General features: G+C 59.9%; 13 protein-coding genes. 4 read left to right on the top strand and 9 right to left on the bottom strand.

What is annotated here, in order from left to right; translation table 11 throughout:
* The first annotated feature begins 43 nt into the window (after nt 1–43).
* Nucleotides 44–658: a glutathione S-transferase C-terminal domain-containing protein gene (locus L63ED372_RS15115; protein WP_062407129.1), complete on the top strand. Its 615-nt coding sequence runs from the start codon at nt 44–46 to the stop codon at nt 656–658.
* A gap of 36 nt (nt 659–694) precedes the next feature.
* Here the strand turns inward: L63ED372_RS15115 and L63ED372_RS15110 are convergent, their stop codons facing one another.
* From L63ED372_RS15110 to L63ED372_RS15070, 9 genes are all read right to left on the bottom strand, one after another.
* A complete protein-coding gene (locus tag L63ED372_RS15110) occupies nt 695–1129 on the bottom strand; it encodes a nuclear transport factor 2 family protein (RefSeq protein WP_062407127.1) in 435 nt (144 codons plus the stop codon).
* A gap of 20 nt (nt 1130–1149) precedes the next feature.
* A complete protein-coding gene (locus L63ED372_RS15105; RefSeq protein ID WP_062408233.1) occupies nt 1150–1920 on the bottom strand; it encodes an SDR family NAD(P)-dependent oxidoreductase in 771 nt (256 codons plus the stop codon).
* 122 nt (nt 1921–2042) lie between these two features.
* Nucleotides 2043–2639 (bottom strand): DUF3833 domain-containing protein, encoded by a 597-nt coding sequence (locus tag L63ED372_RS15100; protein ID WP_231624505.1) that lies wholly within the window; start codon nt 2637–2639, stop codon nt 2043–2045.
* 32 nt (nt 2640–2671) lie between these two features.
* On the bottom strand, nt 2672–4024 hold the full coding sequence (locus L63ED372_RS15095; RefSeq protein ID WP_062407125.1) for an MFS transporter: 1353 nt from the start codon (nt 4022–4024) through the stop codon (nt 2672–2674).
* On the bottom strand, nt 4021–4635 hold the full coding sequence (locus tag L63ED372_RS15090) for a chalcone isomerase family protein (RefSeq protein ID WP_082431810.1): 615 nt from the start codon (nt 4633–4635) through the stop codon (nt 4021–4023). The genes L63ED372_RS15095 and L63ED372_RS15090 overlap by 4 nt, the downstream gene beginning before the upstream one ends.
* 5 nt (nt 4636–4640) lie before the next feature.
* Nucleotides 4641–5900, bottom strand: coding sequence for an SAM-dependent methyltransferase (locus L63ED372_RS15085; protein ID WP_062407123.1), 1260 nt, complete (start codon nt 5898–5900; stop codon nt 4641–4643).
* Nucleotides 5901–5917: 17 nt separating this feature from the next.
* Nucleotides 5918–6694 carry a DUF1365 domain-containing protein gene (locus L63ED372_RS15080; protein ID WP_062407121.1) on the bottom strand — a complete coding sequence of 259 codons (777 nt, stop codon included), beginning with the start codon at nt 6692–6694 and terminating at the stop codon, nt 5918–5920.
* On the bottom strand, nt 6691–8010 hold the full coding sequence (locus tag L63ED372_RS15075) for an NAD(P)/FAD-dependent oxidoreductase (protein ID WP_062408225.1): 1320 nt from the start codon (nt 8008–8010) through the stop codon (nt 6691–6693). Before L63ED372_RS15075 ends, L63ED372_RS15080 begins: the two co-directional genes overlap by 4 nt.
* 20 nt (nt 8011–8030) lie before the next feature.
* The gene (locus L63ED372_RS15070; RefSeq protein WP_062408227.1) at nt 8031–8636 is read right to left on the bottom strand and encodes a glutathione peroxidase; all 606 of its coding nucleotides are present in this window, start codon (nt 8634–8636) and stop codon (nt 8031–8033) included.
* 87 nt (nt 8637–8723) lie between these two features.
* Between L63ED372_RS15070 and L63ED372_RS16270 the strand changes: the two genes are divergently transcribed.
* From L63ED372_RS16270 to L63ED372_RS15060, 3 genes are all read left to right on the top strand, one after another.
* Entirely contained in the window at nt 8724–8894 is a 171-nt protein-coding gene (locus L63ED372_RS16270) for a DUF2256 domain-containing protein (protein ID WP_082431734.1), read from the top strand.
* Nucleotides 8895–8930: 36 nt separating this feature from the next.
* Complete coding sequence (locus L63ED372_RS15065) at nt 8931–10469, top strand: cryptochrome/photolyase family protein (protein WP_062407119.1); 1539 nt, start codon at nt 8931–8933, stop codon at nt 10467–10469.
* Nucleotides 10470–10652: 183 nt separating this feature from the next.
* Entirely contained in the window at nt 10653–11690 is a 1038-nt protein-coding gene (locus tag L63ED372_RS15060) for a glycosyltransferase family protein (protein WP_156343644.1), read from the top strand.
* Nucleotides 11691–11719: the final 29 nt, after the last annotated feature.

Genomic DNA, 11719 nt, shown 5'->3' with positions numbered 1-11719 from the left:
ACCTAGAATCCGATATCCATTTATTTGTCACTTCTTTTGATTTATGAAACTCATCGGCTCCATCACCAGTCCCTATGTTCGCAAGGTGCGTGTTGTCATGGCCGAGAAAAAGCTGGACTACCAGTTCCTCACTGAAGACGTGTGGTCAGCCCAAACGCAAATTTATGTCTCGAACCCTTTGGGCAAGGTGCCTTGCCTGGTGATGGAGGGTGGCGAAGCCGTTTTTGATTCGCGTGTGATCGTCGAGTACCTGGACACCTTGTCCCCCGTTGGCAAACTCATTCCAACAGCCGGACGTGAACGCGCCGAGGTCAAGACCTGGGAGGCCCTGGCCGACGGCCTGCTCGACGCGGCCTTGTTGGCACGCATGGAAGCCGTTTGGACCGGCCGCGAAGACAGCCAACGCAGCCAAGCCTGGATCGATCGCCAACTCGACAAGATCCAGCACGCGTTACGTGCCATGAGCACCGGTTTAGGCGACAAGGCCTTTTGTTCTGGTATTCACCTGAGCTTGTCCGACATCTCGGTCGGCTGTGCATTGGCCTATCTGGACTTCAGATTCCCACAGATCGACTGGCGCACGCCTTACCCCAATTTGCACAAGCTGCACGAAAAATTGGCGCAGAGGCCCAGCTTTGCAGAGACTGTACCGGTCTGACCCTTTGACCGAGGCTCAAGAACACGGATTGGAAATTCAGGTGTTGGCGCGTTTTTTGAGCCAACGCATCACGCCGCCGAGCACCGGCAGTTTTTCGTACAACTCTTCGGCCGCATCCCAGTAGTCGCGGTGCATCGTCACCAAGCCTTGCTCGTTGAACACCACATGGCTGGCACCGCGCACGGCTTGCAGTGTGGTGGTGTCAAAGCGCTTGAAGCGAAAGCGAAATTCCCAGGTCAGGAAGGCCTGTGAGCCGTCCACCACCTGGCCGGTCACCACAAAGTGCGGCTGGTCAAGTGCCACATACATGTGCCGAAAAATGCGCTCGATCTCGGGCAGGCCCTGCACCTCGTTGAAAGGGTCTTTGAACGTGGCTTGTGCGTCGTAGACCGTGTGCAGCTGGGTCACGCTTTGCGGTGACAGGGTTTCAAAAAACGTGGCCAATTTTTGTGTGGCTTGTCGCTTGTCCATGTTCGGCTTTCAATTCAGACTTAGAGCCCCGTGAACTTGCGCACCAGCGGGAAGTACAGGCGATAAGGCAGCAAGCGCAGCAGTTTGAGCCAAAGCGTGAAGCGCTTGGGGAAATGGATGTCGAACTGACCTGCTGCCCAGCCTTTGAGCATTTGGCGGGCGGCCTCTTCGGGGCTGATCAGGGCGGGCATGGTGAACTCGTTTTGCGCCGTGAGCGGGGTGGCCACAAAACCGGGGTTGACCACGCTCACGCCAAGGCCTTGGTCTTGCAGGTCGATGTACAGCGTCTCGGCCAAGTGGGTCAGGGCAGCCTTGGTTGGGCCGTAAGCCAGACCATTGGGCAGGCCACGCCAACCGGCCACGCTGCTGAGCAGGCTGATGTGACCACTGCCTCGCGCCAGCATGCCGGGCAGCACCGCGTGAATCACCTGCAAAGCACCTTGGTAATTGACCTTGTCATGCTGCAGCAAGTCGTCCATGTCCATGGCCGTGGCGCGTTGGGCACGGTAGTAGCCTGCCGCATACACGACCATGTCGAGTGGGCCTTCGGCCAACAGATCGCGGGTCATGGCCTGCACTTGGGAAGCATCGCTCACATCCAGTGCACGCCACTGCACGCCCGAATCCTTCTCGGCCCAGTCCAACACGCCTTGAGGGTTGCGGGCCGACACCACCACCTGCGCCCCAGCTGAGCGCAGCGCTTGTGCACAGGCCAGGCCAATGCCGGTGGAAGCACCCACCAGCCATACCCGACGGCCTTGCCAGTCGGTCATGGGCGTGTTCAATTGCAGCCAGCTTCTGGCTGGCACCTGCGGGGAGGGCGAAGCAGTTTGTGGACCGACTTTGGGCATGGGCATGTCGGCCGTTTCAGTGGCCAGTGCAACCGCGCCTGAGGTATGGGGGTTCATGCGCATCAACCCGGCTTGGCCGCCAAAGGCGTGCGGCGTGTAAAAGACAAGGTGACTTCGCCCAGTTTCACGCCCCATTTGCTCATGGTGGCTTTGTTGAGCATGACACGGTCGTCCATCAGGTACATCCAGTCGTCAAAATCGACGTTCCAAACCCGGCCATCGACCGGCAAAGCCAGGGTGTAGCCCCAGCGGAATGCGTTGCCACTGACATGGCCCGAGGCCTCGCCCACCACATCGTCGGCACGGCCGGTGTAGCTGCCGTTGGGTCCGGCTTTGAGCTTCCAGACGCGGCGCTGCTTCGTGCCGTCCGAGTAAACAAAGGCCTCGTCCAGCACGCCTTCGTCGCCGTTCCAGCTGCAGTCCATGACCACCGTGAAGCGTTTGACCACTTGGCCACTGCGGTCGGTGAACACGCCCCAAGCGTCGATGGTGCCGGTGAAGTAGGTGCGCAAATCCAGCAGCGGTTTTTCTTGTGCGTACTGTTGCACCTGCGGCCCAGCGCAGCTGGCCACAAAGGGTGTGGCCGCGACCACGGACAAAGCGCCCAGGCGGCTCAAGGCGGTGCGGCGGTGGATCATGGCGGGGTGTTGTTGTTGCATGGAGGGCTCCCGTGTTGTCTGTTCAAAGCGGCTCATGCCATAGGGTGAGCCGAAGGATGGGCCGAAGGGTGCGCCAATTCAGGCCCCGAAATCAAATCGGGGCGACGCATCAGGCCCGCATACAAAGCCAGTCCGGCCAAAAGCTTGAGCACACAGGGCAGCAGGCCATAAGCCAAGCCCAGCGCCAGCACGGCATCGGCACCTTGCTGGCCTGGGGTGTAACCCCACAAGCCGAGCAATGGCAAAGACAGCCCAGCGGCCAAGGCCAGATTGAGTTTGGTGGCCAGATTCCACCACCCCATGAAAGCGCCGTCTGTGCGGCCGCGCTCACCGCAGCGGTCAATCAGTTGGTTGAGCAGGGCACCGGGCACCGTCAGATCGGCACCCAGCGCCATCCCCGACAGGGCACAAACCACCAGAAAGCCCGTGGTATCCCCCGCGCCCAGCGTGACCACACTCACAAAAGCCAACACCGACAACGCCATGCCGGTGGCCCAAGTGCGCAGCAGGCCCATGCGGTCGATCACCTTGAGCCACAGCGGAAACGACAACGCCCCAGCCGCGAAATACAAACCCAGAAACAAAGGCTCCATGGCCTTGGGCGCTTGCAGCAGGTCTTGCACAAAAAACAGCACCAACGTGGCGGGCACGGCGCTGGCCAAGCCGTTGAGCATGAAGACCATCAACAAGCGGCGAAAGCCCGCGTGTTGCCACGGCTGCCAAAGACTGCCCACGGCATGACCGGAGACGACCGGGACGGTCGATGCCAAGGCACTGCGTGCCACCCGCCGCCAAAAGAACAAACCCAGCCCCAGCATGAGCACCAACAAGGCCGTTGTTGGCCCCCAGCCCCACAGCGCGGGCAAGGCCGACGCCAACAACACCCCCACCAGCGCAAAGCCCTCGCGCCAAGCGACCCAACGGCTTTGCGCGATGCCGCCACCGCCCTGACGCGCCGCCCAGGCCTGGTGCAAGATGCCCAGGCCGCTGTAGGCCAGATGGCTGAGCGTGAGCGCACAAGCCACCCACACCAGCAAACCCGTGGGCGACAAAGCCGCTGCGGGCGGGAAAAACAAAGCCGCAAAACCCAGCGCCACGGCCAGCGCCAACAAGACCGCCGCCAGCCACACGGCCCGCCACGAATGGCGGTACAGCTTGTCGCCCCACCGCCCCAACCACGGGTCCACCACCGCGTCAATGCTGCGGCTGAGCAAGAGCACGGCGCCCAAAGCGGCCAGTGTCACGCCGTATTGTTGGGCGTACAAATTGGGCAAATGCACATAGACCGGCAAGGCCACAAAAGCCAATGGCAAACCCAGCAAGCCATAAGCAGCAGAGGCCTGGCTCGGCAGCGTTGCCAGGTCTGACTGGGCCGCGCCGCTCATGGCTGCAAGCCCTGCAGCAACTGCGCACGCATTTTGGGTTCGGACGTGCGCTCATCGAGCCAGATGCCAAAAAACAATCGCGCGAAAGCCGGATCTTTCACCACACCCACACGCTGCCCGTTGAACCAAAATTCGGCCCCCACGCCTGGCAGATTAAGGCCCGTGATGCGTTCGCCTTGGCGCACATCAGGAAACAACTCGCGCATGGCAGTCAGCCAACTTTGCGCTTGGGCGTCACTGAACGAACCCACGCGCCGCATCTCATCGATCGAGCGGCTGGCAATGGCCGTGCCTTCAAGCTTGCGCAAATACTGCAACTCCAGCGCAAACGGAAACTGCGTGTAAGTGCTGTGCCGAAAACCCACAGGCGTCCACAAACGGGCGTCGTAGACCTCAAAACCCCAGACCCGCAAGCGCACGGGCGCGGTCGGCACCACGCCGCCCAAGCCGGTCACTTCGGGGCGTGAAAACGCCGCATTCGGGCTAGTCACCGTCGTGCTTTGCGCCTGCACCTCACTTGCCAGGGCCCCCAACAACAGCGCACAGCCCAACACCTGCAGACCCCGTGGGTGCAGGCGCAGTGCGCGGATGGTTTGGAGCGAATGGTCCATGGGCATCAGGCCGGTTTGGCCAAGGTGAACTGGATCACATCAATGTTGGCTTCGTCGAAGGCCGCTTCACAATAAGCCAGATAGAACTCCCACAAGCGGATGAAGCGGTCGTCAAACTTCAGGGTCCGCACGGTATCGAGTTGCGCCATGAAGTCCGCACGCCAGCGGCGCAGCGTTTCGGCGTAATCGGGGCCAAAATTCAGCTCGTCCACCACCTGCAGCCCCGCTGCTTGTGCTTGTTTGCGGAACTCGCTGGGGCTGGGCAAACAGCCGCCCGGAAAGATGTACTGCTGGATGAAATCGGTCGACTGCAAGTAACGCTCAAAAAATCGGTCGTCGATCGTGATGCTTTGCACACACGCGCGTCCACCCGGCTTGAGCATGCGGCTGATGGTCTGAAAGTAGGTGGGCCAATATTCCTGGCCCACGGCCTCGATCATCTCGATCGAGCACACCGCGTCGTAAGGGCCGTCGTGGATGTCGCGGTAGTCCTGCAAGCGCAAATCCGCACGCTGCTGGACGCCGTGCGATTGCATGCGGGCGTTGGCAAAAGCCAGCTGCTCGGTGGACAAGGTCACACCCGTGATGTGGGCACCAAACTCGGTGGTAGCCGCCTCGGCCAAAGCGCCCCAGCCGCAACCAATCTCCAGCACGCGGTCACCTGGCTTGGCGTTCACCATGCGCAAGGCGCGGCGCACCTTGGCCTTTTGGGCGTCGGCCATGTCTTGGGTGTGGTCGCCTTCGAACCAGGCCGACGAGTAATTCATCGTGCCGTCGAGCCACAGCTCGTAAAAAGCATTGCCCAAGTCGTAATGCGCGTGGATGTTTTTGCGGCTGTTGCTGCGGTTGTTGCGGTTGAGCAGGTGCTTGATGCGGTAGAACAAACGCCCCAGCCAATGGCCATAAATCGCGCTCTCGATGTGGTCGCGGTTGGCAATGGTCAGTCGAAGCAAGGCGGCCAAATCGGGCGTGGTCCAGTCGCCGGCCATGTAGCCCTCGGCAAAACCAATGTCACCCGATTTCAGCACCTCGGCGCACATCTCCCAACGGTGGATGTGCAACGCCGCAAACGGGGCCTCGTGCGTGCCAAAGACTTGAAAATTACCGTCGGGCGCATGCACCGTGAGCGTGCCAATTTTCAGGCGCGTGAGCAGGCCCAGCAATCGTGTGGCGGCCTTGGGCAAGCTGGCGTGCAGGATCTGCGTCGCAGCGCTGGCAGCACCCAGGTCAGTGGCAGGGTTGGCGGTCTTCATCGTGGTGGGCATCCGGTGTGGTCCAGTGTTCATCGGGTCACAAAATCGCGGGGCGGCTCGGGCTTGCGCCAAAACGGTACTTTTTTCAGCCAGAGCAAAAGCGCATGCCAGTGGATGCGGGCCACCACGCCAAAGGTCAGCAGCGGAAAACGCCACATCACACGGCGCAGCGCGGCTGCAGTTGCGGGCTCGAGCACGCCGCTCCAGCTGGTGTCGATCAAGGGGCCGTCGGCATCGCCGTGGTCTACACGCGCGACGATGCGGTCTTGGCCTTGGTGCTGCGTGCGCATGAAACGGAAACGGTACTCGCCCTGCACATCACAAAAAGGCGAGACGTGAAACACCTTGTCGGCCAGCATGGTTTGACCGTATTGCGGCTCGGGGAGCAAATAGCAATGGCGCTCGCCAAAGGTGTTGTTCACCTCGGCCACGATGGCGGCCAAACTGCCATCGGCGCGGTGCGCGTACCAAAAGCTCACGGGTTTGAAAGCGTGGCCCATCACACGGGGGAAAGCTTGAAGCCAGACCTCGCCTGTGGCATCCTCGATGCCTTCGCGCTGCAGCAATGCATCGAGCCAGGCCAAGGCTCCACCCGTCTCGGCCGGGCGGCCGTCACCGTGGTCGGCGTCATGGAAAGCGAACCAGGCGCTGCGGTTGATGGCCAGATCGGTGCGGCATACCCCCGCTCGCAAGCTGCGCATGGGCAGCATCAAAAACGCGGTCGGATACGCGAAGGCGTGGTGCGCCGGGCGGTGGCGCGTATGCCGCACCTGGCCCCAGCCGATGAGCGCGGTGGCAGGGATCATGCGGCCAGTCTGTCCTGAACAGGGCTGGCCTGTTCGTGGATGAGTTTGAGCAAAGCGCGGCCCACTTGCAGGCCCGATTTCAAGCCGTCTTCGTGGAAGCCATAACCCGTCCAGGCCCCGGCGTACCAGGTGTGTTGCTGGCCTTGCAGCAAAGGCAAGCGCTTTTGCGCCTCGATGGCCGCCAAGTCAAACACCGGGTGGGCGTAGTCGTATTCGCCCACGATGGTGGCCGGATCGATGTCGTGCAAGGGGTTGAGTGACACCACTACCGGCTGAGTAAAGGGGATGCGCTGCAAACGGTTGAGCAGGTAATGCAGACACACCCGTGAGGACTCGCGCTCGCTGCTGGCGGCGCGTTCGTAGTTCCAAGCGGCCCAGGTCTTGGGGTTGGCGGGCAGCACGCTGGCATCGGTGTGCAGCACAGCGCGGTTGTCTTGGTAGCGAATGGCGCCCAGCAGGCTGCGTTCTTCACCAGACGCCTGACGCAGCAGGCCCAAGGCCTGGTCGGTGTGGGTGGCAATGACCACCTGGTCAAAGCGCTCGGCATGGCCATCGGTGATGATGCGCACGCCTTGTGCGTCGCGCTCGATCAAGCGCACCGGTGTGTTCAAGCGTTTGTCGTACACACCCGACAAAATTTTCTCGACGTAATTTCGGGCACCGCCCACCACACTGAACCACTGCGGGCGGTTCGTCACCTGAATCAAACCGTGGTTGTGGCAAAACCGGATCATGGTCGCCACCGGAAACTGCAGCATCTGGTCGGTGGGGCAACTCCAGATGCAGCCCAGCATGGGCAAGAAGTACCAATCGCGAAACGGCTCGCTGAACTTGTGCGTGCGCAAAAAATCGCTCAAGGGTTGCTGCAACTCTTTTTCGCGCTGCTCTTTGGCGATGCGGGTGCACAGGGCGTTGAAGCGCATCACATCGGCCAACATGCGCCAAAACCGCGGGTTCACCAAGTTGCCGCGCTGCGCGAACACGCTGTTCAGGTCGGTGCCGCTCCACTCCAAAGTTTTGCCGTTCAACGCCCCGGGCACCTTGACCGAAAACGACATGTCGGACGGGGCGGTCTCGACCTTTAGCTCGGCAAACAGGTTGATCAGGTTGGGGTAGGTGCGCTCATTGAACACCAGAAAACCCGTGTCCACACCATGCGTGACCGGGCCCTGCGGTGTAGGCAGTGTGATGTCGACCGTGTGGGTGTGGCCGCCGAAATAGTCGCCCGCCTCGAACACGGTGATGTCGGCATGGTCTTTCAAGGTCTGGGCCACGGCCAAGCCCGAAATGCCCGAACCCACGATGGCCAGTTTCATGCGCGGCTTGCTTGTCGCGATCATGGCTGCGCTTTCAGGGCTTTGTCGATGGCCGACAAGAGGGTTTTGCTGTCCGGTCCAATCATGCTGTTGTATTGGTCAATGACCTTGCCGTCGCGCCCGATCAGGTATTTGTGAAAGTTCCAACGGGGCTTTTGACCGGTTTGTGCGGTCAGTTCTTTGAACAAGGGGGCTGCACCCTCACCCGTGACCTGGGTTTTGGTGAACATCGGGAACTTCACGCCGAAGGTGCTTTCGCAAAAGGCTGCAATGTCTTTGTTGCTGCCTTTTTCCTGTGAAAAGTCATTCGAAGGGAATCCCAGCACCACCAAACCTTGATTTTTGTACTGGGTATTCAAGGCTTCCAGGCCTTTGTACTGGGACGTGAAACCGCAAAAACTGGCGGTGTTGACCACCAGCACGACCTTGCCTGCATATTGGCACAGCGATTGGGGCTTTTCGTCCTGCAAACGCTCAAAGGTGTGGTTCAAGATGGCGGGGCAGGCTCCCGCGCTACCGCCCTTTTGCGGGCTGGCTTGCGCAGCTTCGAGCCCAAAGCCCAGCACAGCAGCCACCAAAGCCAGAAGCAGGCTGGGGCCCCATTGTTTTAGCCATGAGTGGTTCATTTGCACCTGAATATCCATTTTGTGACTGATCAGTTTAAACTTGTTTGTTCACATTGTCACGCCAGCCCCTTTTCACCGGAGACGCACATGCCCAAACCCTCAGGTTTTAAAGGGAACAAACAGGATTTGCCCCAAAAACCTTGCGCCGTCTGTGGCCGCGCCATGAGCTGGCGCAAAAGCTGGGCCAAAAACTGGGACAACGTGCTCTACTGCAGCGACCGATGCCGGGCCGACAAGGCCAAGGCCCCGCGTTCCTGACCCCACCCTCAACGCCCGATTCACGAAAGACAAGGCATGACACGTCACCTGATCTTGGTTTTGGGCGACCAACTTGGCTGGGACAACCCGGCCTTGGCCGACTTTGACCCTGCCCAAGACCGGCTCTTGATGATCGAGGCCGACAGCGAGGCCGACGAAGTCTGGAACCACCAAGCCCGCATTGCCATTTTCCTGTCGGGCATGAGGCACTTTGCCAACGAAGCGCACCGACTCCGCTGGCCCTCCACTTATATGAAGGTGGATGACACCGAACTGCCCCCAGACTTTGCCGGGCGCTTGGCCCTCGCCTTGGCCACCCACCAACCCAAAGCTTTGGTGGTCATGGAAGCCGGGGCTTGGCGCATGGAAAGGTTGGTCGAAGACGCCGCAGCACAGGCCCAAACCCTGCTGCGTTGGGTGGGCGACACGCACTTTTTGTGCAGCCGCGCCGAATTTGCCAAGTGGGCGGGCGACAAAAAAGAGCTGCGCATGGAGTTCTTTTACCGCGAGATGCGCAAAAAGCATGGCGTGCTGATGGAAGGTAAAGAGCCCATCGGCGGCCAATGGAACTACGACGCAGAAAACCGCAAAGGTTTTGGCGCCAAAGGCCCGGGCACCGTGCCGCCACCCGCCCGTTTTGCACCTGACCGCGTCACACAAGACGTGATCGCGCTGGTGCAAACCCGCTTTGCCCAGCACCCGGGCACGCTCGAGCACTTTGCTTGGCCCGTGACACGCGAAGACGCGTTGGTGGCGCTGCAACACTTCATTGACCAGCGGCTCGAAAACTTTGGCGCCTGGCAAGACGCGATGTGGACCACATTGCCTTTTGGTTGGCACGCGCTGGTGGGCAGCAGCCTGAACCTGCACCTGCTCAATCCGCGCGAGGTGATTGTGGCGGCCGAGCAGGCCTACCACGCACGCGGCCTGCCGCTGGCCAGTGTCGAAGGCTTCATCCGCCAGGTGCTGGGTTGGCGCGAGTTCATCCGCGGGGTGTACTGGATAGACATGCCGCACATGGCCGAGGCCAACCACTACGGCCACACCCGCGACCTGCCCCCGTGGTACTGGTCAGGCAACACCCAGATGGCCTGCATGCAAGCCACCATTGGCCAAAGCCTTCAACACGGTTATGCCCACCACATCCAGCGCCTCATGGTCACCGGACAGTTTGCCGTGCTGGCCGGACTGTCACCGCAGCAAGTCAGCGCCTGGTACCGCGCCATGTACGTGGACGCGGTGGAATGGGTGGAGACGCCCAACACTTTGGGCATGGCCCTGCACGCCAACGGCGGGCGCTTCACCAGCAAGCCTTATGTGGCCAGCGGCCAATACGTCAGCCGCATGAGCAACTACTGCAAAGGCTGCCGGTACCAGCCCGAAGTGCGCACCGGCCCCAACGCCTGCCCCATGACCACGCTGTATTGGGACTTTTTGATCCGCCACGAACAGGACTTTGCCGGCAACCCGCGCACCGCGCTCATGGTCAAGCATGTGTGCAAGATGAGCGCGGACGACAAGGCGCAGATCAACCTGCAAGCCAATGCCACGCGGGCGGGGCTGGATCTACTGTAAGTGACCCGCCCCAACTGTGCGTTGGCGTCGAAATTTGTCGGGTCATGACAGGCCACGCAGCCCTTTTTCTAGGGACAATCAAGCCTCTATGTATGTGTCCGCTTAATCGAAAACATGGTTTCGTTATTCAGAAAATTGGGCTTCCATGCCAATGGCAAGCCTCGTGCTTGGTTGAAATCGCTGGTGTTTGACGACCAATTATCACCCCGCCCCCTCTTCCAATCATGGGTTGAACCCCGAGTCGGTGACATTCACCCGGCTTTTCGTTCATGGCTGCTTCTGGCATTGCAAAATCCGGCACCGTCACCCATGAATGATTGGCCATTACGCCGACAACAAATCCTTCAGCTAAAAACCTTGAGTTCTTCGGGCAGACTGCGCATCGTTTGCACCCGTGCCACCACTTTTGTGGCGCACGCCTTGCAGACCCATGTATCCGCTTTGGGGTTTGCTGTGCGCATCGAACAAGAGATGCCCGTGGATTTTCACGACGACCTGTACCTGGTCATTTGTCCACAAATGTTTTCTCGTTTACCGCCACGCGAAAGACGCATCGTTTTCCAAATGGAGCAATCTGTCCACCCCCGATGGTTCACGCCTGACTACTTGAACATCCTCTACAACTCGATGGCGGTTTTTGATTACTCTGTTCAAAACATCCAATTTTTGATTCAGCAAGGCATTCCGTCCTACATGATTTTTCATGTGCCCTTGTCGCCGGTACACAACTACCCGGGTGCTGATTTCTCGCGCGCCTTGTCCGTCGCCGAGCATGCAGACGCTTGCGATGTGCTGTTTTATGGCGATTGGAAAAACAAAAGAAGGCAGGCCTTTCTCAAAGTGCTGAGCGAACACTTTGATGTCCGGGCGGAACGAAGCCTGTATGGCCACGACTTGTGGCATGCCATGGCGCATGCCAAAGTGGTGGTCAACATTCACTATTACGAAAACGCCTTGCTTGAAAGTACACGAATTTGTGAATGCCTGTCTTTGGGCGCTCGTGTCGTTTCAGAAACCGCCACAGATCAAGGTCAGCATCCCGACTGGGAAGATCGGGTGGTCTTCACCCAGATCAACGATGCACAAGCCATGGTGAAGGCCATCCATCAATGCTTGCAGCAGACGCACGTTGCCGCTTCCAATCTGCAGGAGCGGCCATACCGAATGGGGCCATCCATTAAAACGGCATTTGAGGCTTTGAATCTGCTCACTGATCGATAACGCATGACCCTGGGCCAAAAATTCAGGTC

The sequence above is a fragment of the Limnohabitans sp. 63ED37-2 genome (genome assembly GCF_001412535.1).
Classification (GTDB): Bacteria; Pseudomonadota; Gammaproteobacteria; order Burkholderiales; family Burkholderiaceae_C; genus Limnohabitans_A.
Note: the sequence above shows the minus strand (reverse complement) of the source record. Positions and strands in the feature narration are given on the sequence as shown.